At 37.9% G+C, this 23,487-nt stretch carries 20 protein-coding genes; 9 read left to right on the forward strand and 11 right to left on the reverse strand.

Going from position 1 to position 23,487, the window contains the following annotated elements:
* Positions 1-75: 75 nt before the first annotated feature.
* Positions 76-408: a YkvA family protein gene (locus tag EHR07_RS05110; RefSeq protein WP_135744084.1), complete on the reverse strand. Its 333-nt coding sequence runs from the start codon at positions 406-408 to the stop codon at positions 76-78.
* A gap of 385 nt (positions 409-793) precedes the next feature.
* Here EHR07_RS05110 and EHR07_RS05115 point away from each other — a divergent pair, with 385 nt between their 5' ends.
* The gene (locus EHR07_RS05115) at positions 794-1,255 is read left to right on the forward strand and encodes a VOC family protein (protein WP_135744085.1); all 462 of its coding nucleotides are present in this window, start codon (positions 794-796) and stop codon (positions 1,253-1,255) included.
* On the opposite strand, the gene EHR07_RS05120 is transcribed toward EHR07_RS05115, so the two are convergent.
* Genes EHR07_RS05120 through EHR07_RS05145 form a run of 6 tightly spaced genes read right to left on the reverse strand, consistent with a single transcriptional unit; the run spans position 1,256 to position 5,412 of the window.
* Positions 1,256-1,876 carry a lipocalin family protein gene (locus EHR07_RS05120; protein WP_135744086.1) on the reverse strand — a complete coding sequence of 207 codons (621 nt, stop codon included), beginning with the start codon at positions 1,874-1,876 and terminating at the stop codon, positions 1,256-1,258.
* A gap of 44 nt (positions 1,877-1,920) precedes the next feature.
* Entirely contained in the window at positions 1,921-2,877 is a 957-nt protein-coding gene (locus EHR07_RS05125) for a lysylphosphatidylglycerol synthase transmembrane domain-containing protein (RefSeq protein WP_135744087.1), read from the reverse strand.
* A gap of 10 nt (positions 2,878-2,887) precedes the next feature.
* Entirely contained in the window at positions 2,888-3,232 is a 345-nt protein-coding gene (locus tag EHR07_RS05130) for a histidine triad nucleotide-binding protein (RefSeq protein ID WP_135744088.1), read from the reverse strand.
* 1 nt (position 3,233) lies between these two features.
* Positions 3,234-4,130, reverse strand: coding sequence for an ROK family protein (locus EHR07_RS05135; RefSeq protein ID WP_135744392.1), 897 nt, complete (start codon positions 4,128-4,130; stop codon positions 3,234-3,236).
* A gap of 2 nt (positions 4,131-4,132) precedes the next feature.
* Positions 4,133-4,804, reverse strand: coding sequence for an ABC transporter ATP-binding protein (locus EHR07_RS05140; RefSeq protein ID WP_135744089.1), 672 nt, complete (start codon positions 4,802-4,804; stop codon positions 4,133-4,135).
* Positions 4,804-5,412 carry an ABC transporter permease gene (locus tag EHR07_RS05145; RefSeq protein ID WP_135744090.1) on the reverse strand — a complete coding sequence of 203 codons (609 nt, stop codon included), beginning with the start codon at positions 5,410-5,412 and terminating at the stop codon, positions 4,804-4,806. The genes EHR07_RS05140 and EHR07_RS05145 overlap by 1 nt, the downstream gene beginning before the upstream one ends.
* On the opposite strand from EHR07_RS05145, the gene EHR07_RS05150 reads away from it, so the two are divergent.
* Entirely contained in the window at positions 5,406-6,950 is a 1,545-nt protein-coding gene (locus EHR07_RS05150) for a tetratricopeptide repeat protein (RefSeq protein ID WP_135744091.1), read from the forward strand. The genes EHR07_RS05145 and EHR07_RS05150 overlap by 7 nt on opposite strands.
* On the forward strand, positions 6,950-7,582 hold the full coding sequence (locus EHR07_RS05155; RefSeq protein WP_135744092.1) for a hypothetical protein: 633 nt from the start codon (positions 6,950-6,952) through the stop codon (positions 7,580-7,582). Before EHR07_RS05150 ends, EHR07_RS05155 begins: the two co-directional genes overlap by 1 nt.
* A gap of 1 nt (position 7,583) precedes the next feature.
* Here EHR07_RS05155 and ruvA read toward each other — a convergent pair whose 3' ends face one another.
* Positions 7,584-8,183 carry a Holliday junction branch migration protein RuvA gene (gene ruvA / locus EHR07_RS05160; RefSeq protein WP_135744093.1) on the reverse strand — a complete coding sequence of 200 codons (600 nt, stop codon included), beginning with the start codon at positions 8,181-8,183 and terminating at the stop codon, positions 7,584-7,586.
* Between the two features lie 165 nt (positions 8,184-8,348).
* Here ruvA and EHR07_RS05165 point away from each other — a divergent pair, with 165 nt between their 5' ends.
* The 3 genes from EHR07_RS05165 to EHR07_RS05175 are packed head-to-tail and all read left to right on the forward strand — an operon-like array spanning position 8,349 to position 12,386.
* Positions 8,349-10,223 (forward strand): patatin-like phospholipase family protein, encoded by a 1,875-nt coding sequence (locus EHR07_RS05165; protein WP_167483356.1) that lies wholly within the window; start codon positions 8,349-8,351, stop codon positions 10,221-10,223.
* Between the two features lie 23 nt (positions 10,224-10,246).
* Positions 10,247-11,494 (forward strand): C40 family peptidase, encoded by a 1,248-nt coding sequence (locus EHR07_RS05170; protein ID WP_135744094.1) that lies wholly within the window; start codon positions 10,247-10,249, stop codon positions 11,492-11,494.
* Between the two features lies 1 nt (position 11,495).
* Positions 11,496-12,386: a patatin-like phospholipase family protein gene (locus tag EHR07_RS05175; protein WP_135744095.1), complete on the forward strand. Its 891-nt coding sequence runs from the start codon at positions 11,496-11,498 to the stop codon at positions 12,384-12,386.
* A 1-nt stretch (position 12,387) separates the two neighbouring features.
* Here EHR07_RS05175 and EHR07_RS05180 read toward each other — a convergent pair whose 3' ends face one another.
* Genes EHR07_RS05180 through EHR07_RS05190 form a run of 3 tightly spaced genes read right to left on the reverse strand, consistent with a single transcriptional unit; the run spans position 12,388 to position 18,078 of the window.
* Positions 12,388-15,135, reverse strand: a complete 2,748-nt coding sequence (locus EHR07_RS05180) for a PAS domain-containing sensor histidine kinase (RefSeq protein WP_238777755.1) — start codon at positions 15,133-15,135, stop codon at positions 12,388-12,390.
* A complete protein-coding gene (locus tag EHR07_RS05185; protein ID WP_135744096.1) occupies positions 15,044-16,501 on the reverse strand; it encodes an OmpP1/FadL family transporter in 1,458 nt (485 codons plus the stop codon). The genes EHR07_RS05180 and EHR07_RS05185 overlap by 92 nt, the downstream gene beginning before the upstream one ends.
* Before the next feature lie 38 nt (positions 16,502-16,539).
* Positions 16,540-18,078, reverse strand: coding sequence for a hypothetical protein (locus tag EHR07_RS05190; RefSeq protein WP_135744097.1), 1,539 nt, complete (start codon positions 18,076-18,078; stop codon positions 16,540-16,542).
* A 99-nt stretch (positions 18,079-18,177) separates the two neighbouring features.
* On the opposite strand from EHR07_RS05190, the gene EHR07_RS05195 reads away from it, so the two are divergent.
* From EHR07_RS05195 to EHR07_RS05205, 3 genes are read left to right on the forward strand one after another with little or no spacing between them, the layout of a single operon-like run.
* A complete protein-coding gene (locus EHR07_RS05195) occupies positions 18,178-19,404 on the forward strand; it encodes a M48 family metalloprotease (protein WP_135744098.1) in 1,227 nt (408 codons plus the stop codon).
* Positions 19,401-21,569 carry an adenylate/guanylate cyclase domain-containing protein gene (locus EHR07_RS05200; protein WP_135744099.1) on the forward strand — a complete coding sequence of 723 codons (2,169 nt, stop codon included), beginning with the start codon at positions 19,401-19,403 and terminating at the stop codon, positions 21,567-21,569. The genes EHR07_RS05195 and EHR07_RS05200 overlap by 4 nt, the downstream gene beginning before the upstream one ends.
* A gap of 58 nt (positions 21,570-21,627) precedes the next feature.
* A complete protein-coding gene (locus EHR07_RS05205) occupies positions 21,628-23,433 on the forward strand; it encodes a methyl-accepting chemotaxis protein (protein WP_135744100.1) in 1,806 nt (601 codons plus the stop codon).
* The last annotated feature ends 54 nt before the right edge of the window (positions 23,434-23,487 follow it).

Raw genomic sequence — 23,487 nt, forward strand, 5'->3', positions numbered from 1 at the left:
GAGAAAATGACTTAGAGAACTAGTCCCTTGTTTCTTTTCTTTGGTGAGAAGAAAAGGGGACTAGTACAATAGAATTTATTTTTCTTTATCTTCCGAAAGAGCTTGGTCTGCCTTCTCATAATGTTCGGTCTTTAGTTGAGATTTGATGAGTAAAAGGGTACTTGCAATCACTCCTGCATCGTCCGTATAACCTAAAGCCAAAATGATATCGGGAATGGCATCCACTGGGGAAATAAAATATAACAAAGCGAAGGCTATGGATGCTTTGGCTGTGAGTGAAGTTTTTTCATCCAACAAACAATAATACATGGCGATCACATCCCTTACAAAGGGAATCTTTTTTCCTGTGTCTTTCACCTTTTTCCAAAAATTGGCTTTGATGAATTGTAGTTTTTGATTTTCGTCCATAAATTCCATTTATGATATCGGCTTCTCGTTTGTGAAGGAAATTCGGTAATGAAAAAAATTCAAAAAAGAAGGAAGCTTCGAAACGAAAAAAATCTTTCCATTTGATTTCGGTTCCATGGAAATTTTTGCAAGAGGGATACGGAGGGCATTGGTCTGCCTTTTAGGCAGACGGGAGCGAACGCGAACCCCGAAGTAGCCCGGCCCCCGCTTGGAAGATTTTTTATTTAGTCAAAGGCTATGAAAGGTTTTCTTACGAAATGAATCGGGGACTTGCCCAGAATTCAGAAAAATAGGGTAGAAAAATAATTTTCCAAACAAGGTCATTCAAAGAAAGTGGTGAGGTAGAAATTATATTTTTTGCAAATGAAAACAAGCGAGGTAAGTCATGTCCCGTCCTTTTAAAGTATTAGGAATCCAACAAGTTGCCATTGGTGGTGAGTCAAAAGAAAAATTATCCAAGTTTTGGGTAGATGTTATGGGACTTACGAAAGTTTCAGATTACAAAAGTGAAAAAGAAAATGTGGATGAGGACATTTTGTCAATGGGGAATGGTCCATTTAAAGTAGAGATTGATCTGATGCAACCCATTGATCCAAACAAAAGCCCTAAAGTACATGATCCAAAACTCAATCATATTGGTTTGTGGATTGATAAATTGGAAGAATGTGTAGAATATCTCACCAAACAAGGTGTTAGGTTTACTCCTGGTGGAATTCGTAAAGGTGCTGCAGGATATAATGTTTGTTTTATTCATCCCAAAGGAAATGAAGAGTTTCCACTTTGTAGTGAAGGGGTTCTTGTGGAACTTGTACAAGCACCGGATGATGTGATTAAAGCTCTCAGTTAATTATCGAAAAGGTAACAATCGATCGGTGAAATACCCGATCGATTTTGCATATTGAATGTAAGAAGTTTCCACTTCTATCGGAAGGGAATCTGTCCTAGAAAAAAGCCAAAGGAAATTGGGATCGGGGCCTCCGATCAGTGCGGTTTGGTATCCATTGCGGTCAATTTTCAAAATCAAATAATCACCAAAAAAGAAGGGGTAAAAAAAACTTACCTTAAGTTTTCCCACCTTGGGATTGGGTAGGAGTGCCTTGCCAACGAGTACATTTGTTTCACCCGTTTCTGTGGTCCCTTGGTTTGTTACACGGATCGAACCATCTTCTAACAGGCTGTAGTCTGCTGTGACTTGTTTGAGCCCTTTTTGAAAACTGGTATCAATGCGTTTGATTTCTTTCCATGTTCCTAAAAACCGGCTCCAATCGATATCTTTTTCGGCATAAGAATCAAAGTCAGAAGTAGAAAGATAAGTGAGTACACCGATGGTTAAAAAAGGATAGAGGGGATTTTCTTCCAAAGAATTTTTTTTGTCTTTGGGGATAGAGAAGTTTGTACAACCAGATACGAGGAGAATGGAAAGAGATCCCTGTATGATAAACTTTAATAAATCGGATCGGTAAACCATCTCTCTTTAGAGAGAGTTGGTTTACGAAATGAGGGTTAAAAATTTTATTTTAAGGAATTTTTTTCATGGGTCCATTTCCAATAAAAATAGGCCACAAGTGCTAAACTCGTTGTGATGATAAACTGTGTGAGATGGACCACTGTTGCATATACAAGTCCTTCGCCGGGATCTCGTCCAAGGATGATAAATCCAGAAATAATGGCCGCATGGAAAACTCCAATTCCAGAGGGGGCTGAAGGAATGGCGACACCCATTCCCCCCAGGAACATAAAAAGGAGAGCCTCTGGAAATTTAAGAGGCATGTCTATGAGTAAACCCGCAAGGGAATAGGAGATGGCATAACCCAAAACCCAAGTGGGAATGGAGTAGAGGACGGGTTTTAATAATTTGTCACCTTTTAAAAAGGATGAGAACTCCACTAAATGATGGTCTAACTTTTCTTCGTATAAACCATGTTTGCCGATGATTCCAAATATTTTTTTTGCCAATTGGCGTAATGGTTCTAAAAAATAACGAACTAAAACTAGGCCCACAATCATTCCTAAAATGACTAACGTGGAGATCAGTAAAAGACTTAAGTTTTTGGATTGCCCAAGTCCCATATAAAAAAGGGCAGCGGCTCCAATCACCACAACAGAACCCAAATCCATAACCTTCTCTAAAAAGATTCGGCTAAATAAATGCGTGAGTGGAAGTTCTGTATCTCGTTTGTTCATAATGAGTCGAACAAGATCTCCTCCTCTGGCAGGAAGCACCATATTGAGTCCCACACCGATGATGGCTGTGGTAAAGGCTTGCGAGAAACTAATTTTTTTCTCTAATAAATAATACCAACGAATGGAGAAGGGAACAAAGGCCCATAAATTGGAAAGAAAGAGCAGTGGAAAAATCCACCAATTGATTTTTCCTTCCAATCGTTCAAATTCGGTTAGGTCAAAGTTTTTTGAAAGGAAATAAACCGCGATGCCTGAAACTAAGATTCCAAATATTAATTTTCTCATTCTGTCCTTTTTAACCTGGTGGCCATTTTAGGTGACGACCACCTAGCAAGTGAAAGTGGATATGGTTGACTGTTTGGCCACCAAAATTTCCACAATTGTTTACCAATCGATATCCTTTTTCCGAAATTCCATTTTGTTCCGCAATTTTGGGAATGGTTTGAAATATTTCTGTAAGTATTTTGGGATCTAATTCTCCAATTTGATTCATACTTGTGATATGCATTTTGGGAATGATTAAAACATGGAACGGAGCTTGTGGAGTAATATCATGAAATATTAATATGTTTTCCGATTCGTACTCTTTTTTACTTTGGATTTCTCCACTGGCAATTTTACAAAAAAGACAATTTTCCATACTATACTTTCTCCTTTGAGAACACGAGAGATGCGGCACCTAAGGCTCCAGACAAACTTCCTCCCGCACCAATTTTTAATCTTTCATTTAATACAGGAAAGATGGAGGATCTGATTTCGGTTTCTAGTAATTTTCCGAATAGATCGTAAGATTTTGTAATTCCACCAACAAAGACCACCGCTTCTGGATTGAGTAAATGCACGGCATTTCTTACAGCATGGGCGAGGGCCAAGGTTCCAAAATGCAAAATTTCTTTGGCGATGGGATCTTCTTTTCTGACCAATTGAAAAAATTCCTCAGCATTCGCCAGGGACTTACCTGATTTTTCTAAATACCTACCAAAAAATCCTTTGGTAGAAAAATAACTTTCCACGCAGCCCTGAACCCCACATCCGCAAAGGGCTCCCCCAATGACAGAGGTAGTATGACCTATTTCAATTCCATTTCCCAAATATCCAGAATACAAAATGCCTCTGTTGACGAATCCACCACCCACACCGGTTCCTAAGGTCAGGATGAGTTGCGATTCTGTATTTTTATAATCCCCGAAGTAGGCTTCGCCTAAGGCCGCACAGTTGGCATCGTTTTCATACCAAACGGGAAGAGAGAATTCTTTTCTGAGTGATTCGGTTATGGGTAGGTTTTTTAAACCTTGCATATTGGCACTTGCGATCAAAACCCCTCGTTCATTGTCTAAGGGACCGGGCGAACCTACACCAATTCCTATTCCTTCTTTTGCCAGAGGACGGATGGTATCTTTTAAGATTTTTAAAAAACTTTCATTGTCTAAATGAATGGGTGTGGGAGAAATTTCTGTTTTTTGTTCCTTTCCTGTTTCATCGAAGAGGCTCGCACGAATGCTTCCCCCGCCGATATCCACTCCAATGGCTTTTCGCAAACTCATTCTCCTTTAATGACCTGCGAAAACTTTCCATTTTTCATTTCGTAAACCGTTTGAGCATCAAATGCTAACTTCATATCATGTGTGACAAGGATGATGGAATGATTTCGTTTGTTGTATTCTGCAAGCAGGAGTTGGACAAGATAACTGTTTTCAGGATCCAAATCTCCTGAGGGTTCATCAGCAAAAAGAATCGCCGGATCATTGATGAGGGAACGGGCAATAGCTGCCTTCTGGATCTGTCCCCCAGACAAGGTTCGGGGAATGGAATTCTGAATGTCACCTAACTTTAAATGTTCGATCAAATAATCGCATTTACGAATATAGTCTGCACTAGAAAACTTACGAGTGAATAGTCCCGGTAAAAGAATGTTTTCTCTGATGGTAAGATTTCCTACCAGTTCAGAGAACTGAAAAACAAGTCCAAGATCACGTGCTCGAATTTCTGCCAGGTTTTGTTTGGAAATTTGAGAAAGTTTGATTTGGTCATAAAGAATGTCACCTTCTGTGGGGGATAACATTCCCGTTAACATCGATAACAAAGTGGTTTTACCCGATCCAGAAGGTCCAATGATGGCCACATAGTCACCTTGGTTCACATCGAAACTGACTGAACTTACGGCTTCGTCTTTGCCGAATCGTTTGGTTAAGTTGTGGACACGGAGTAACATTATTTCTGTCTCCGGATCGATTTGTAAGGATCGATATAGGAACTAATTCCAATTGTGGGAACTGAAACTAAAAATCCAAGGGCAATAAAAAGAACCAAACATGTGAAAATGGATTTGATTTCGTTGGTCAATCCAAAGTCAGTAGGTGAATTTATATATCCAATGTTAATCATGATTGCCAGTAGGAAACTGGGTAAAAATAGGAAAAATAAGGACAAAGAATGAAGCCAAATGCAACCTAATCTGTTTCCTCCTATGGCCATCATGACTCCAATGTCACCCAGTCCGTGAAGGCAATGGAAGAAAAAGAGGGTCATCAAAGCAAAACTCGTAGAATAAAAAAGAATCTGCGGAGATTGGTCAAAGGAAACGATACTAGTAAGGGACACCCCAGAATACAAATGGAAGTGGATCCTTATAGCGAGTAAAAAGAATGTAAAAACCAGGGCTCCGACGAGGCCATAGGCCACCGAGTAGAGTCGATCCCGGAAGAGAAGTCGCAGCGCAAAGGAAATGTAGGTGAGTTGTATCACTTCCAGGACAGAATTGACGTAAGACTCTTTTTTACCAACTAAAATAGGAAAATAGGAAGTAGGCGAATTTGGCATTTTTTATCTTTGTGGGAGCAGCAGTGATTATGCTCGGGTTTCTCTTGACCTTCATTGTCGGTCAGAGACGGGATAGTTATGCCAAGGCTTTGAGCCTTGCCACTCTTGGGAACTTTTTAGATGCGAGGGCTCTAGTTCGGGAAAAACTCGAAGAAGACCACCAAAACCCCTATGGTCACTACGTCATGGCAAAGATTTATGCTATGGAGAACGATCCCTTAAACGAAGCCAAACACCTTGAAATCATTAAAAAGAACAACCGGTATACAAAAGAAATCGATTCGGTAACGGTTTCTAACCGCATTGCAGATATATATTATAACAAAGATTTTTTTGAAGAGGCCTTCTTTCATTATTTGGACACCATCCAAGCGGACAGATCCAACCCAGTGGCCTGCCTGCGTTTAGGGTTTATGGCTCTCGGACAAAAGGAATTTAAAATTGCAGAACATTTTTTTTCACGGATTCCGGAAGAGAAAATCAACCTTTCCTCTTACTTCATTGCCCGAGGGGTGATCTCCGGTGTGACCGGTGGGGGAAAGGAAAGAGAGTATTTTGAAAAAGCCTACAAACTTGAAAAATCACCTGTTTCCGGTTTTTTATATGCCCTCTCTTTATCTCGGGAGAACAAACACAAAGATGCTGTAAAAACTGCTGTTGCTGTCAGCGAGCAGATTGAAGACGAGTTTGTTCGGTTTACGCTCTTTCAGTTTTTAATGACAGAAGCCATTCTTATGCAAAACTTTCCAGAGGCTTTAAAGTATGGACGCCTTTGTATGGAAATGGCCAGACTCAATGCCTGGCCAAGTGAAATTATAGAAACTAGCATCCATTTTGCGATGATTACCATTTATATGGGTAGGCTCGATGATGCTTCCGAATATTTGATTGAAGCAGAAGCGGAAAGGTTAGATGACCCTGATGTAGTGGCTCTTGCCAATTTAAAATATAGATTGGAACGAGGGACTGGAACTGTTGAATCCCTAACTCATGAATACGACCTAACACGCGAACTTAATTTATTATCTGTGAACTTATTTCCGAACTCTCGTTATTTTGAGTTAAGCGGAATGCGTTCTTCCAAACCTTTTAATATCAAAGGGATGGTGGACGACAGTGGAAAAAAACTTACTTCCAAACTTGATATGTTGGGTTTGGATAAATTCGAAAAATTCATTAGCCTTCCTGGAACCAATTTTAAAAACCAAGCCACACGAATGGTAATGAGTTTGGGATTTCGAGTCACAAAAGAAATTTCGAATCCAGAAGCCGATGGTGTAAATTTACTGGCGTCATCCAAAGAAGATGTAAACAAAAGAGCGTTATTCCGTGTACGTAAATGGAAAGATGCAAAAGTATCTGATGTATTTTTACGTGAAATGACAAACCAAATGGAAGAGTTAGGTGCAAGCAAAGGATATGTGATTGGAAATTTTGATGTCACCGAAGCCGGTAAAAAAATCATAGCTGCCAGTAACGGTGCCCTTGAGATGTATAGCGGAGATTTGTTTGAGGACCTTCTCAACAAAACAATGTAATGCGATTTCAATACAAGCGAATTTGTCTTTTCGTTTTAATTTTACCTGTTTTTTACCATTGCCAAATCCAAACGAGTGAATCTGCAAAGGAAATTAACAAACTTCCGAAGTTATCGGAATCTAAAAACCTTAATTCTTCAATAAATTCTGAAACAAAAGAACTAAACTGTTTCATACCTATCAGAATGGGAAAGGTGTATGGAACTGGTCTTTCTAAATTTGACCAAACTTTTATATTAACCGAACTAAAAATTTTACTTTCTGATCTTTGTGAAAAGAAGTTTAGTCATCTTATTTCTCTTATCCATCCGACCCAAGGTTTGTATGTCGATGCGAAAGGGTATTGGACCATTGAGGAAGTAAAAAATGACCTAAAGGATCCGAATGGATACTTTCAGGTTTATTATTTTGACCAAGAGAAGTTGGACCAAAAAAAAGGAAGTGCGGGGAATTTGACGGTTCGCGAGGTTTTTATATCCGCAAAACAAGTATTTGTTGATTTTTATGTAAGTTCTAGTGAAGAAGTAGAAGTGAAATTTCGGTTTGAGGAAAATCCGAAACTAGAAAGGTATTTAATTAATCCCAGTTTTATGAAATCGGAGGGGAATTGGTATCTCCTCCGAATGTTTTGATTTAACGACTTCCTGTAATCACTTGTTTGACAATTTCAGAAGCAGTTGCTAGTGGATTGAGTTTTTTAGCATCTGATACTTGTTTTGTGGCCGTTTTTTCATCATATCCTAACTGGATGAGGGCAAGAGTTGCCAAATCCGTTTCTCTGTCTTCTTGGTCAGGTTTTTCCGATTCATCACTTAAAAAAGTTTCTAGTTTCTTTAAGTTTTGTTTGATTTCAAAAAGTATTTTTTCAGAAGTTTTGCCTTTCACTTTGGGAATTTTTTCCAAAGTTTTTCTATCATCTTCTTTTGCGATTTTATACAAATCATCCGCTTGAAAAAAAGATAAAATTTTTAAGGCAGTGAGTTCTCCGATACCGTGCAATGATTTGATGAGTTGAAAAAGTTCACGGTCTTTTCTTGTAGAAAATCCAAACAAACGTTGTCCTCTGTCTGTGATGGAATGAAAGATATGTAAAAATATCTCTTCTTTCATTTTATCCTTACATTCTAAATGTAAAGGGAAAGGAATATGGACTTCGTATCCGACACCTGCAACATCAAGGACCAGGTGATCCATTTCTAATTGAATTAATTTTCCACGTAAACTTGCAATCATCGTATTGGTTCCGCTTCCAAATTCTAGGAATCCATCTCTCTGGCGACAACTCTTTTGTTTCCTTCACGGGAACAATAGGACTACCGAAACATGTGGTTCTTCTTTGCCTGGTTTTATATAGAAAAGGAGGTTGAATTTTTGTCTTTCTTTAGTAAAACTTATGGAGTGAAACGAATCCGGTTATCAAAAAATCCAAGTCTAGCACAGTATCTGACTTTGGCAGACCTATTTAAAAATTTACCACATACGGTTCTTCGGGAAATGAAGGACAATACAGTTCGGGAATTTTTAGCGGGTGGTGAGGTATTATTCGAAGAAAATTCGGAAGGAAACGATTTATATATTTTAGCTGCGGGTAAACTTCGTTTCGAAAAACGGGGAGCTGATGGTTCGATTATCGATGTAGGTGAATTCAAAAGGCTTGATATCATTGGAGAACTTAGTTTATTCACGGGAGAAAAACGTTCGGCCACAGTAAAAGCAATCCGAGATTCGGAACTCATTCGGGTTCCGCGAGATGTGGCTTTGTCCATCTTACTCAAATACCCCGAAAGTCTTTTGCAAATTACAAAAATCATCGCAGAACGTTTGGCAAATGCCAAAAAAGAAAGTAGAGGATTTGTTTCGCTTCCCCGCACTTATTCAATTTTATCTGCACTTCCTAAAAATGTTTTGGATGAAATCATTCACAATCTTGGCCTTGTTTTTCTTCGTTATGGATCTTTTTGTGTTGTGGATGAATCTTTATTTTTAGATAGAACTAGCGAATTACAATCATTAGCTGAAAAAGACAGGGAACCATGGATCATTCGTTTTTTCTCTCAAATGGAAGCAGAATATGATTTTGTTTTTTACCTCTTAGAAGACAAAAAAGAATTTACCACTTGGGCAGAAAGAGCCCTTAGACAGTCCGATTCCATTCTATTTATCAAAGAAGCAACAGCAGATCCAAACTGCATTCAGTTAGAATCTTTATTAGATAAAAAACAAATCAAAGATAGAAACCAAATACTAGTGCTTCTCCAACCAAACCCAGTGGATGTGGTACAAGGAACTATCAAACATTTAGAAAAGAGAAAGTTCCATCGCCACTATCATGTACATTTTGACCGGTTGGATACCTGGGAAAGATTGGGGAGAGGGTTACTTGGAAAATCCGTGGGCCTTGCTCTTGGCGGAGGTGGTGCCAAAGGGTTTTCTCATTTAGGCGTGCTACGGGCTTTGGAAGAAAACCAAATTCCCATTGATATGGTTTCTGGAACTAGTGCGGGTTCCATTTTTGCTGCATTACTCGCAATGGGTGAAACGAGCAAAGGAAGTGAAGAAAAAGCCAAAGCCTTTTGGATCTCTAAAGACTTGTTAAATGAATATACGGTTCCTGTGTTATCTCTGACCACAGGAAAAAAATACACAGAAGCCATTCGGCAATTTTTTGGATCCATTCAAATTGAAGATTTATGGATTCCATATTATGCCATTGCCACTAATTTATCTCATTCAGAAATCACTGTGTTTGACAAAGGGGATTTATGGAAGGCGATTCGAGCAAGCACATCCATTCCAGGTATAGTACCTCCCTTTGTGGAGGAAGGAGTCGTTTATGTGGATGGAGGAGTTCTTGACAATGTGCCTGGAATTGCCCTAAAAGAACAAGGGGCAGGGAATGTTATCTCCGTAGATGTGTTTGGTGATATTTATCCTGACCAAGACCGGGAATTGTCTTCTTATTTTGACAAAACAAACCCAGGTGTGATGGCAAACCCATTCACTCAAATCACAAACCTAATCAACTTTAATGAAATCCTTAGGCCCAAGTTTCCACCCATTGGCGACATCATCATTCGTTCCATCCTTGCATCCAGCAGGGAAAGAATCCGACAAACAGAAAAAATATCTGAATTGTTTTTACAAATTCCTACTAATAATTTTGGGTTATTGGATTGGTTATCTTATGAACGACTCATTGAACTCGGATATATTTCTTCTATAAATAAAATCAATCGTAACAAAGAGAAATTTCTAAATCCTACTTTACAATAGATTTGATCTGTTATCATACAAATATGATTCAGAATCTTATTTTACGTTTGGTTTTTCTTTGTTTTTTATTATTTGGTTCGGTAACTTCAATATTTTCGCAAAACTTGGATTTGCTGGTAGAATCAGTTTATAATAAACAAGAATCACTACTAGTCCGTAATGAAATACGTAAACGTTTGGGCGATCGTGCCAATGATCCAGCCATCAAAGAAATAGTAAAATCTCTTCGAGTTTGGGCAGCATTTGAATCGATGCCACCATCGGAGTTTGCAGAGGATGTAGAACGATTTGTGATCTTAAAAGATTACGGTTTCCAGTGGGAAGACACAGAAGAATTAATTCCTTATTTTATCACTGCAAAACCAAATAAAAAAGACATTCCTTACTTAGGGAAATTTTTTAAGGAAATGAATCTTTCGAAAGTTTCTGAAGATTCAGTTCTAGAAATCTTACGAGTTGCTAAATCCAAACAATGGAGTGGTGCCTCAGTTCTTTTAGCTGGGCGGTTAGTTGTTTTATCTCAAAAAAAAGTACCAAATTCAATGACAACTATCAAAAGTTTGGAATTGGTACTTCCCAAACAATTTGAAACTTTAAGTGATACAAAAAAAACAAAGTTTCTAAAAGACTGGTATGCGGCATCTCCAAGTGCAATTGATGAAAAACAGTGGGAGATTGTTGCAGCAGATACCATTCAATTGAGTTCTAAAACTTTAGCAAAAGAAACCTTTCAATCCTCAGAAAGACGAACAGAAATTATTTGGAATGAACAAGGGGAATGGGTCACCAAAGAACGTCCCAAACTCGATCCCAATCTTATTTTTTTAGAAGAACAAATGACGAGTCCTTTATCAAATACAGCCAGCGATAAGGATAAACGTAAGTTAGTTGATCCTATAGGTCGTCAGTGGATCGGCACTCCTTACCTATATGGTGGGTATTCGAGAAGAGGTGTCGACTGTTCTGGACTGACAAAATCAATACTCACCGATCCAAAAATTGGTATGAATGAAAAAATAATTCCTCGTTCTGCCAGAGACCAATCACAGATTGGGAAGTCTGTTTCAAGAGAGAAACAACAGATTGGTAATTTAGTATTTTTCTCTGCTTCACCAAACACGAGTAAGATTACTCATGTGGGGATGGTTTTAGACAATGGCAATTTTATTCATGCCTCCACAAGCCGGGGTGTAGTCATTCAATCCTTAAACGAAAAATGGTGGAAAGAAAGGTATGTGACGGGCAGAGATATTTTTACGGTGGGAAAATAGTATGGGAAAAAAAAGAGCACTCGTTTTATCAGGGGGAGGTGCGAGAGGTGCTTACCAGGCAGGTGTTTTGCGGTATTTAGAAGAAATCCATTGGAAACCAGACATCATTTGTGGAACCTCTGTTGGTGCCATCAATGCTTGTGCCATTGGTTCGGGAATGGATTCCAATAGATTGTCTGAGTTATGGCTTAAACTCAACCAAAAACATATTATGAGGTATTCCATTTGGAATATGTTAAAAGGATTATTTCGAAGAAGATATTATCCTTTAGTGGAAACTGATCCCTTAAAAAAATTTATCCATGAGAACTTGGATTTTTCAAAGTTAAATGAATCTAAAACAAAAATCATCATATCTGCTGTGAATATTTTAACATCAGAACTTAAATTTTTTGAAAATCCCAATTTAAGAATTGAACATATTTTAGCATCCTCAGCCATACCAATGATTTTTCCTTGGCAGATGATTGATGGAGAACCTTATTGGGATGGGGGAGTGATGGCTAACACTCCGATCCTTCCTGCGCTCACTCATGAAGCTTCAGAAATTGTGGTAGTTTTACTTTCTCCTGTGGGAGGGGTTCAAATGATGGATGTTCCAGAAACCAAAGACGAGGCCTTAGAACGATTGTTTGAATTGTATCTTCTCGGTTCATACCGAAGCATAGAACAAGGTTTGGAGTATCGAAAGGCTGTGATGAAAGGCCTTACTCCCATTGAGAATTTTTTATTAGGTTTACGAACCCAGTTTAAAAATGCAAAAATTTCAGTCATTGCCCCCAAACGAATGTTAGGGCTAGTGAGTATTCTTAATTTTAAAAAAGAGCAGGCAGAATTACTACTGCGACATGGTTATGAAGATGCCAAAGAATTTTTTTTAACGAAACCCTAGTTCAGAGTATAGTTTTTGGGAAGGTTAAATAAAAAGTACAACCTTTCCCTAATTCACTTTTTACTTCAATCGATCCTTTCATGGCTTCTATTTGGTGTTTGGCAAGGAATAATCCCATCCCTTTCCCTTCGATGTCTTGGCGCAATCGGAAATTCATTTTGAATATTTTGTCGCCATGCCGACTAATATCAATTCCTGGACCATTGTCAGTGATTTCAATTTTTAAAGAATCTTCAGTTTCTTCATACGAAACAAAAATTTTGCAAACTTGATTTGTATTGGAATACTTAATGGCATTGTTTAGAATATTATTCACGATGCTATCGAAGTAGGCTTGAAAACCTAAAAGTTTTAGATCTTCTGGCAATTGATTGGTAAACTCTATTTCACGATTGGCTCCATTTTTTAAGAGTAAAAGTTGGGCATCGATACTTTCTTTGATTAAGATTGTTGATTTTGGAAGTTCCTTTGAATCTTTCTCAATATTCAATAGTTCATTTAAATTACGAATGATTTGATCCAATTGATAGGATGAAGATTCAATAAGACCTAATAATACCATATTGGAAGGTGTTTCCTTTAACATCGAAGTAAGGCTTATTAAATTAGCAATTGGTGCCCTGAGGTTATGCGAAGTAATATAAGTATATTCTTTTAATCTATCGTTTTGTTTTTTTGTAATTTGAACTAGGGATTCCAATTCTTTATTTTTTGTTAAAAGTAATGTTTCTTTTTCTAGAAGTGAGTCTTGGATGAGTTTTTGATCATGGATGTTTTGAATGGCTCCATAAAATCCAATACATGTATTTTCCAAAAATTTTGGTGTGGCAATGATTCGAATCCAAAATTCATATCCTGATCCCGCACGGACAAGGCATTCTAAATCAAAATTGTCCTTAGTTTTGATACAGTGACTTTCTTTTTGATTGATAATGGTTCGAAATAATTCCGTTCCGAAAAAACTTAAATCAGCTCCTTCAATGTGATTGGAGGACTGAACTAGGATTTCAGTGGCGACAATGGAAAGAGTGATTTGTTTTTTTGTTAAATCATAGTCAAAACTTCCCACTTTTGCCAAACGATTGGTTCTAAGGAGAAGTTCTTCCATCCTTTTTCTATCCGAAATATCTCGGTTCTGGATCACGATACCATCGTTAGTTGGCAAAACTTGGTGATAATAATAACCGGGTGCCACATAATTTCCAGGAATTTGGAATTCTTCTTCTAAAGGGGTATTTGTTTCTGCTACTTTTTTATATTTTTCAAAGAATCCGTTTTCACGATTGATAGGAAAAAGTTGGCAAATTCCTTTTCCAATTAATTCCTCTTTTTTCATTCCAAGTTGTTCTACAGCTTTTTCATTTACATCGGAGATAATAAAATCTATGATTTCTCCATCTCTATTTTTTGATGTTTCCAAAAAGTAAATGGCTTCCAGGGCAGATTTCATAGCCGCTTGGTATCTTTGGCTACTAGATATGTATTTTAATTCTGTTTCTTTTTCGGAAGTGATATCTTTGACAGCACCGATGATTGAATTTATTTTTCCTGTATCGTTTAGAATGGGGCGAGTGTAGTCACGTAACCATTTGATTTTTCCAGACTTGGTTCGGATACGGTATTCCACCACACCCGTTTCTCCCTTTAAAATTTTTGTCATTCGTTCGGCTAAATAGGTTAAGTCTTCCTTAAGTATGATATTAAACCAACCACCTAATTTACCTATTTCTTCAATGGAATATCCGGAGGTTGTTGTCAGTTCTTTGGAACTCCATTCCGCTACAACTTCGCCGTTAGTTATGTTTGCTGTATATATATAATCAGAGGTTAGTTCTGTAACTAATTGCAGTCGATCTTCTAAAACCAAAGTTTCTGTAATATCTCTAGAAACTCCCACAATTTCTTTGATGGCACCATGTCCATCTCGGATTGGATTTTTTACGGTTTCTAAAATCCTTGTGATATTATTTTTAGTGATATTAGGTTCTCTTCTTACATAACTTGTGATGCCAGTCTCAAAAACCTTCTGATCTTCAAAATTATATGCTTTGGTATATTCTTTTTTGTTGTAATCGACATCTTGAATTCCAATTAACTCTTGTTTGCTGACGCCGTAAAAATCAGCACAAGCTTTATTTGCATACGTAACTTTGAAATTTTTATCCTTACAAAAAACTAAATCGGTAATCGAATCTAAGATTTGTGAAAAATATATTTCTCGTTCTTTTAGATATTGTTCTAATTCTTTTGTTTTGCTGAGGTCTGAAAAACTGGCAAGTAGGTGAGTTGTATTTCCTTGTTTATCTTTGGAGCTATAGGCAGTAACCGCTATGTCAAAAGTGGTACCATCTTTCCTTTTGGCGGTAATTTCACCCGTCCATTGTGAATGGTTAAGTATTTCAGATAAAATAAGTTTTGTTTTTTCAACTTCATCTGTGAACTTAAGGGTGTTTTGACCAATCACTTCATCCAAGTGATCGTAACCCCAGAGAGAAAGGAAGGCTGGGTTAACGTATTCTAGGTTTCCTTCTAAATCGGAAATGACAATCGCTTGAACCGATTGTGTTAAAATGGTATTGATAAGTCTTTGGTCTGTAAGTTCCAATGCCATCTCCATAAAATTAGGAGACGGTAGCAATTGGACAAGTAAAATATAATTAATTTCTGGAGCTGACCATAAGATAAATGGAATGGGCACTGTATTCAAAAGATTGTGCCAGTGAGTTTGGATCAATCCTTGAATTTCCATATCCAACTTCTCTGATATAGGTAACTGAGATGGAAGATTTTGATGTCACCCAAGAAAATCCTAAACTGAGTCCCTTATTTCGGGAATATTCATTTCTAGGATTTGTTCCCGACCTTGCTAGTTTGTAAATTACACTGGTGTCACCAGAATTTGCTTGCACTTGATTTCCAAATGTGTTTTGCAAATACAAATCGACTGCTGACTCTGTCCAAGAGATTGGTTTTGTATTAGGTTCGTTTGTATAAATACCGCCTAACACAGAAAACGTGTCTGCTAAGTAGTATTCCATACCTGCTGCAAAATTGGTAGTCGATACCCTTGTCAATTCCCTAATTTCTGTATCGTTTATGGTGTAAGTGATCTTTCTACCGAAGGAACTAAATTCATCTTGGTTTCTTCTCGTTTTATATCCAGTTGTATGAATCATATCAAAGGATGCTAAAAACCGGGAAGTAGGGAAAAAAGCGATTCCAAACCGTAACTCAGAAGTTTGCGGAATGGATGTAGTAAGTTTTGGTTTTTGGGTTAAAACTCCCGCTTCAATGGAAGAAGCACCATCTCCTGTTCCTTCTATAAAATCGATAGCTGATGTCCCAGGCCTTCTTGTTGAGTCTGCGTAAACTTCATTGTAAAGACGATTTCCTCCGGTAACAAAGGTTCTGCGGTAACTCATTCCCAGGGAAACTTTTTGGGCTGGTTGGTATTGGATTCCAAGCACTGGCATAAGTGCAGAAGTACGACGGTTGTCAACGTAGGAACGCATTACATAACTTAGATCAGAGAATTGTTGGAATTGTGTTCTTGACACTTCCTTTGTATCATTTACATAATAGAGTGTGGCACCAAGTGAGAGTTTGTCGGATAGTAGATAGGCAGCACTTGGTCCCACTAAGAGTTGGTTATATCTTTCTTTGGTGTAATTTCTAGTTGAATTGATTGTGGGCGAAATCAAAGGATAATTGACTTGGTCTACTCGGTTATAGGTATAATTATAAGTGTTTACAATGGAGAAGGCAAATTTCCAACGATCAAAGTTTTTTAGTAAACCAATGAAGTTAGGATCAAACCCTTGGTGAGTTTGGTTGTAGATTTGACCTGGTGTGTCTATATTGATATAACTTCTTTTAATGTCTTTGAAATTGCTCGCAGAGATGGAAATTCGATCGTTATAAGTAAATCCAAGTCCTGCTGGGTTATAATAAGCACCAGAAGGGTCATCGGCAATGGCAGTAAAGGCACCACCGAGTCCTGCGGCCCTTTCCCCATAGAAACCTTGGATATTATGAAAGGGTTCCGAAGCAAACAGGAAACTTGGGTATAGGAATAAATAGGTTAAGAGATTTCGAATTTGTTTTTTATTTAACATGATTTTGTTTTAAATTATACTTAGTATCGTTTTCAATATTAAAGTTGGTAAATGGTATTGGTTATAGTAGGGGTGCCTACGTAGACTTCATTACCATTTGCATCTATCGTATACCGCCAAACAACAGAACCTACAACCTGGTCGGCTGTCCCGTAAAAATCTACATAATAAACAGGGCCGCCACTATTCACATTGTTAAAAAACTCACCCCATCCTATATACTCATCAGGATATACATTTGGGTCCACACCTGCCGGCATAATTACGAAAGCATCGTATTCGCTTCCTACACCTTGTCCCACTCCGCCACCAGGTAAAGCTATATTAAAATCAACAAAGGCATCCCATTCAAACTCGTAGGCGTTGGCACCTGATTCGTAAAATTGTCCATAGAGATCGCTGTCATAGTAACCTAACTCTTCATAGTCATTTGTAGAATTGCCAACATCATAATAATCGACGGCAAAATAACCCGTATCCCCATTTTCATCATAGGTTTCTTCTAAATAATATTCTTCTTCATTGTAATTATCAATGTATTCAGTAGTTACATAACCACCAAAATCATTGGTTTTTCCTTTGACTGTCGTTGTGATTTTATCTCCGGAGCTTGTATCGTAAACATTGCTATAACTGAGAGTCACACATTTATCTGTATTGGCTGTCGTATCTTTTTCACATTCTTCAAAGGTAAACCTGGTTGTGGATTTATCCACATTTCCAGAACCTGAAGTGACTTGTTTGATATTGAGGATGGCTTTATCTTTTTTTCCCTCTTGTGTGATGTATGTGATTGATGCATCCACACTCAAAGAAATTCCGAACACTTTTAAAGAGCGAGTGATGGAGCTAAAAATTTTTGATTTGTCTGATTTGAATTTGATACTTTTTTGAAATTTATTGTTAGCAGGACAAGGTTGTGGTGTTCCAATGGATTCAGCAAAAGAATAATCAACTTGCACATCGTATTCATTGGAAAGTTGACGGTATACCATTGCCGGAGTGGGTACCGCTTGTCCAATAAAAGGCAAAATACCTTCATTTTGAAGGCTGATCAGTTCGCCACGTGCTTCGTCAGCACTTAGACCCAACCTTTCCATTCCTTCTAAAAATTCGTCTTCCATAGATTGAGTGATGCGCACAGTAGAAGCACCACCGGGAATACAAACTCCAGGTTTCGATTTTGCAGTTTTATAAGCACCACTGATAAGAACTAAATCTCTTTTGGAATCTCGTAAGATCTCAGATACGATGGACGTTCCTTCGGTAAGAAAGGCTTGGCCTGTGAATCCCGCGTCAAATGTATCCTGGGCAATGCCTTTGGTTTGCGAGAGTGATTTTACCGATTTAGGTGTTTTTTTAAGCGAAGCTCCCAGACCAGAAGAAGGTTTACGAATGGAACGAGGGACTGCCACACTAAGATTGGATGGAAGTTCTGAGTCTATACTGGAGTTTAATAAACTTCGGATTAGAAAGCGAGTGATTAAAGCTTCTAAGGAATTACTTTTATCTTTTTCTTTTTTACAGCCAACAAATGCGATGGAAATGATAAAGAAAATTAGAAATAGACGATTCATCTCGCATTCATTCCATGTATTCGAAAGGAAATGTCAATTCTAAAGTCATTCAATAAAAAAAGAGTTTCCAAACCGTTACGAAAAAACATAATTTCTTGAATGAGAGCACTGTCTCACTTCTTTTTGTTTCTAATTTTTGCACATTCCGTTCTTGCCAAGGGCAATGTATACGTACAAAGCACAAAGGCAAAACTTCTTTCTCAGCCAAAACTGAGTGCCGATGGTTCCCCATTACAAATGGGTGAGAGTTTATCACCAGTCAGTGAACAAGGACTCTTTGTCCAAGTAAGAGCCGAAGGGAAGATGGGTTGGGTATCAAAACTATTTGTATCTCCACTCCCTCCTGGAAACCAAATCAAATTGGGTGTTACATCTAATTCCTCTGAAGCTGTTGTTGCCAGGCAAAGAGCTTCTGATTTTACAAAAACCGCAGCAGCAAGAGGGCTTTCGGAAACCCAAAAAATGCGTGTTCGTGGGGAAGGAGATCTGTATGACTTCGAATCCCTTCGCTGGTTAGAGTCCGTATCCTTTGACACAGAAAATACAAACACTTATGGGGGATTTACTAAGTTTGAAAATTCGAATATCCGAAATTTCTTTTTTAGTAATTCAGAACCAGAAGTTTTAAAAGAAACAAAAGCAGAAGTCAAACTGGGCAGGTCTCTGGCTGCCAGACTATTAAAAAAATACACATTGGTCAAAGATTCCGAGCTAACTAGTTATTTGAATGGAGTCACTTCCCGATTAGCAGCTGTTTCTTCCAGAAGAGATTTGAACTTCCGCGTAGGAGTGATCGAATCCCCTGAAATCAATGCCTTTGCCTGCCCTGGTGGATATATTTTTTTGACAACAGAAAGTCTTAAAAAGATTCAATCAGAAGTGGAACTTGCTGGAATCATCGGACATGAAATGGGACACATTGTACTCTTTCATAATGGAGAATTCCAACAATCCAATGAATTTATCGATGTTTTTTCAAGCCTACTTGCTCCCCCAGGGACAGAGGTGGTGAATGCAGCTACATCTACCCTTTTGGAGGAAATGGAAAAACAACTGTTTGAAACAGGACGCGATATGAAATTGGAATTAGAAGCTGATGAGGCAGCAGTTGGTCTCACAAGCCAAGCTGGATTTTCCCCCGTCGGATTATCGAGTTATTTAAATACATTATCCAAATCAGACGGGACAGATTCTTTCAAAAAGACCCATCCCGATACCACAGTTCGCATCGCCAAACTAGTGTTTTTTGAATCTACGACTACAGCAGAAATTCCTACTAATCAAAAAGACCGCTGGCAAGAATTCAAATCAAAATTAAAACCATGAAAAAACAAAATTTTTTTTATCCATTTTTCCTAATGGTAATTGTACCTGGAATCTTTTTAGGTATCATTTACTTATTAGGTTATTCGCAGACCTTAAATCGAAAATTATCCGACTCATTTTTCCATTTACTTCCTTCGCACCATAAACTTTCCAACGACATTGTCATCATTGATATCGATGAGCAGAGTATTGCAAAGTATGCAGACCATCCTGAGCTTGGGCAGTGGCCTTGGAAAAGAAACATTTATCCGACACTGATTGGTTATACAAAACTTATCACCCGTCCCAAAATCACCATTATTGATATTATGTTTACAGAAAGGTCAGACTATGATGATGCCTTAGTGGCAGCTAATATCAATTTGGGGGAAATTTCTCATGCGGCAAATTTTAGAGATGGTGGAATTGTTATACCTAGAAAAAATGAGGAAGATTTAAGTGAAAAATTTAATGTTCCTTTGCCCTTAGAAATCCCTTTTCCAAAGTATGAAAATGTTTCGTTTCCGATTGGAGAAATTGGGGAAACATCTCCAATGATTCATGTTGTTAATGTCATTCCAGATGGTGACGGAATCCTTAGAAGGTTTACACCATTTATTCGTTGGAAAAATAGACATTTTCCAACAGTTGCAGTACAGGCATTTGTTACAGGTTTACCTTACAAAACAGAATGGAAAGACGGTAGGTTTTGGATCGAAAGAGGGGAAATCAAACGGGAAATCCCATTAGGAAAAGACGGACTGGTTCGTGCCTATTTTTATACAGAAAAAGAACTCCGAAACATACCACGTTATTCTGCAGCCGGTATCATTGAATCTTTAAACCAGTTGAACACGGGTGAGGTAGAAGATCCAGAAAAACTTCTTGTACCACCTTCTCTTTTTGATAATAAAATAGTGCTTATCGGCACCTCTGCTGCCTCCACTCATGACGATGTGGTAACACCCCACGGGCTTTTTCCAGGTGTAATTGGCCAGGCAGTTTTTGCCTCCAATCTGATCGAAGGACATATGTTACGTGAACTTCCGGAAATTTATGGAGTTGGATTTACGTTGTTCATTCTATTTATTGGTGTTCTAGTTTTATTTATCAATCAATGGCATCTATTAAAGAACTTATATCCCATTTTTGCCGTATCTTTGTTTGTAGGGGTATTTTATTTTTTATACCGCATGGACATGGTAATTGCTAGTTCTTCCTTTGTGATTGCTTTTCCCATTTCTTATCTACTTGGATTTGCTTACCTTACATATACGGAAGGAAAAGAAAAAAGAAAATACAATAGTATCTTACGAAACTTAGTCGATCCAGGTGTTGTCAGTGAAGCTCTAGAAGATATGGACTCCTTAAAAAAGGGAGGAGAGTGGGAGATCACTGCTTTTTTCTCTGATGTGGCTGGATTTTCTTCTATCAGTGAAGAACTAAGCGCAAGTGATCTTGCTCGTTTGCTAAATGAATATCTTTCTGCCATGACAAAAATCCTAAAATCCAATTCTGGAACATTGGATAAATATATAGGTGATGCGATTGTCGGGATATTTGGTGCTCCCATCCAAAACCAAGACCATCCGAGACTTGCTTGTAAAACCGCATTAGAAATGTTAGTCGAAATAGAAAACCTTCGAACTCATTGGCAAGAGAAAAATGATTATACAGAATCAGCAAGAAACATGGCCTTTCGTATTGGTCTCAATTGTGGGCCGGCTAAAGTTGGTTTTATGGGAACGGATAGTTTAGCTTCCTATACAATGATGGGTGATACTGTCAATTTAGCGGCAAGGTTAGAAGCCGCTGCGAAAGATTATGGAGCCTCCATTCTCGTTTCTGAAAGTATAGAGTCGGTTTGTAAGGAAGAATTTCATTTCCGTTTTTTAGATTGGATTCGGGTGAAAGGAAAGGAAGCCCCTGTTAAAATTTTTAGTTTAGTTTGTTATTTATCGGATTTAAGTCCAACCATGTTAGAAGCAGAAAAAAAATATGAAGAAGGTTTTCAGTTTTATTTAAATCGAGAATGGGAAAAGGCAATAAATTCTTTCGAAAAAGTTTTGGAAATATATGGACAAAGGGATGTGGCAAGTAAACTCCTCATCGAACGATGTAAGTCTTTATTTAAAAACCCGCCACCTGTCGATTGGGATGGTGTGTTTACTAGAACCTCAAAATAAATAGAATCATTCTAAAAATAAAGCGAATGAACAACAATTGGAAAAGGAAATTATCACTATGGGCGAAAAGGAAACAAATGCAATTTGTTGGAAATTAACATTAGGGTTAGAATTGTTAACTTCAATACTTGCGGTTCCGATTGGCGTTTTGTTTATCGTGTCTGGCGGAGGATATAACTTAGAGAAGGCGATTTCTGTAGTTCTTGGAGCAACTATTGCTCTCACTATATCTTATATCATTCCAACCATTCGTTTTTTTCGTTTACGTAGGTTAATTTTAGAAACAAAACCAAATCATTTTTCGAATCAATCTTTGGAAGCAAAACAGGAAATCAAAACAAAACTTCTTAAGTTTCCAAAAAATAATCTTGGTTATTTTTTAGTACAGTGGACCTTTGGGATACCCACTGCAGCGTTAATTGCTTTTTTATTTTTCACACCTACGATAGTTGAAATCATTCCCTATATAATCCTACCTGTAATCATTTATCCCGTGTTAGGTGTCTCCCATTTTTTCCTTACAGAGCTTCGATTGGCGCCGGTTTTATCATTACCTGCTTTAAAAAATCTCCCATTGGAAGTAGGGAAGATTCCCAAAATCGGAATTTTTCCTAGAGTGTTTTTTACCATGCTTGCTGTTTTTAGTATGAGTATGACAACACTTGGTTATTTACTGGGAGCGCAAGTAACAGGAATCATTCAATTAAATAATGCAGCCCTCACAATTGGGTTACTCGCATTATTCATTTGTATCGCCATTTATATTTTGACCTCACTTTTTGTGAGGGCTATGAAAATGAATACCGTTCAAATGGTAAACTGTTATGAGGCATTAGCAAATGGTGACCTTAGGGAAAATGTTTCAATGATTTCTGTAGATGAGTTGGGTCATGGAACTTTATCTCTAAATTCCTTTATTGAAAGTATTCGTAAAATTACTTCTGGTGTCATAAAAGAATCAGAACGAGTTAGTAATGATTCCAAAGTCATTTCGACACAAACACAAGGGTTATCGCAAGCAATGATGGAACAAGCATCCTCTACAGAACAAATGTCTGCTGGTATTGAAGAAATGTCGGCAAGCATTCGTTCGACGGCAGTTGGAGCCAAAACACAAAATAAGATTACAAAAGATGCACTTCAGTCCCTCGTGGAAATGGAATCAGTTTTAGTGGAGGTGCATTCATCTATGGAACGTACCAATTCGGAAACTAAAAAAATGGAAGAAGAAATTGTTTCCGGACAAACTACATTAAGATCAACACTAATTGCTATGGAAGAAATTGAAACGAGTGTGGAACATACAGCCGATGTGATTCAGGTAATTAGTGATATTTCAGATAAAATTGGACTTTTGTCACTGAATGCTTCTATAGAAGCGGCAAGGGCAGGAGAAGCAGGTAGAGGATTTGCTGTTGTTGCGAGCGAAATTTCTAAATTAGGGGAACAAACCTTGCAAAATACAAAACGAATTTTAGAGGCAGTGGATAAAGCCTACGAGGCATCTAAACTCGGAAGGGCTGCCGTTTCTAATACAGAAAAAACTTTTTCACAAATTGGTAGTGCCGTAGAGACTACTGTACATTTAATCCAAACTTCATCTGAAAAAACAAAAAAACAAATGTTAATTGCAAAAGAGGTAAAAGAAGGATTTTCCGACCTTACACGTTCCGCAATGGAGATTGAACAAAACACGGAAGAACAAGCGCGCACTTCCTTTGAGTTATCACAAAGTGTCGCGACCATTTCCGAGGGAACAGAATACCTGAATCAATTTGTTGGCGAAATTGATAAACTATGTTTAACACTCTCCGAACAAGCAGATAATCTCAAAAAAGGAATTAGTTTCTTTCGAATCGAATGATGTTGGGGGCGCCTCGCCATTTGGCGACCGCGCTTTTCGCTCCTATCTTTCCCT

The sequence above is a fragment of the Leptospira bandrabouensis genome, from assembly GCF_004770905.1.
GTDB lineage: Bacteria > Spirochaetota > Leptospiria > Leptospirales > Leptospiraceae > Leptospira_A > Leptospira_A bandrabouensis.

What these genes read in the sequence shown, in the direction of transcription:
- EHR07_RS05110 (WP_135744084.1), bottom strand. Translation starts at nt 408, where the DNA reads ATGGACGAAAATCAAAAACTACAATTCATCAAAGCCAATTTTTGGAAA.
- EHR07_RS05115 (WP_135744085.1), top strand. Translation starts at nt 794, where the DNA reads ATGTCCCGTCCTTTTAAAGTATTAGGAATCCAACAAGTTGCCATTGGT.
- EHR07_RS05120 (WP_135744086.1), bottom strand. Translation starts at nt 1,876, where the DNA reads ATGGTTTACCGATCCGATTTATTAAAGTTTATCATACAGGGATCTCTT.
- EHR07_RS05125 (WP_135744087.1), bottom strand. Translation starts at nt 2,877, where the DNA reads ATGAGAAAATTAATATTTGGAATCTTAGTTTCAGGCATCGCGGTTTAT.
- EHR07_RS05130 (WP_135744088.1), bottom strand. Translation starts at nt 3,232, where the DNA reads ATGGAAAATTGTCTTTTTTGTAAAATTGCCAGTGGAGAAATCCAAAGT.
- EHR07_RS05140 (WP_135744089.1), bottom strand. Translation starts at nt 4,804, where the DNA reads ATGTTACTCCGTGTCCACAACTTAACCAAACGATTCGGCAAAGACGAA.
- EHR07_RS05145 (WP_135744090.1), bottom strand. Translation starts at nt 5,412, where the DNA reads ATGCCAAATTCGCCTACTTCCTATTTTCCTATTTTAGTTGGTAAAAAA.
- EHR07_RS05155 (WP_135744092.1), top strand. Translation starts at nt 6,950, where the DNA reads ATGCGATTTCAATACAAGCGAATTTGTCTTTTCGTTTTAATTTTACCT.
- ruvA (WP_135744093.1), bottom strand. Translation starts at nt 8,183, where the DNA reads ATGATTGCAAGTTTACGTGGAAAATTAATTCAATTAGAAATGGATCAC.
- EHR07_RS05170 (WP_135744094.1), top strand. Translation starts at nt 10,247, where the DNA reads ATGATTCAGAATCTTATTTTACGTTTGGTTTTTCTTTGTTTTTTATTA.
- EHR07_RS05175 (WP_135744095.1), top strand. Translation starts at nt 11,496, where the DNA reads ATGGGAAAAAAAAGAGCACTCGTTTTATCAGGGGGAGGTGCGAGAGGT.
- EHR07_RS05180 (WP_238777755.1), bottom strand. Translation starts at nt 15,135, where the DNA reads ATGGAAATTCAAGGATTGATCCAAACTCACTGGCACAATCTTTTGAAT.
- EHR07_RS05185 (WP_135744096.1), bottom strand. Translation starts at nt 16,501, where the DNA reads ATGTTAAATAAAAAACAAATTCGAAATCTCTTAACCTATTTATTCCTA.
- EHR07_RS05190 (WP_135744097.1), bottom strand. Translation starts at nt 18,078, where the DNA reads ATGAATCGTCTATTTCTAATTTTCTTTATCATTTCCATCGCATTTGTT.
- EHR07_RS05195 (WP_135744098.1), top strand. Translation starts at nt 18,178, where the DNA reads ATGAGAGCACTGTCTCACTTCTTTTTGTTTCTAATTTTTGCACATTCC.
- EHR07_RS05200 (WP_135744099.1), top strand. Translation starts at nt 19,401, where the DNA reads ATGAAAAAACAAAATTTTTTTTATCCATTTTTCCTAATGGTAATTGTA.
- EHR07_RS05205 (WP_135744100.1), top strand. Translation starts at nt 21,628, where the DNA reads ATGGGCGAAAAGGAAACAAATGCAATTTGTTGGAAATTAACATTAGGG.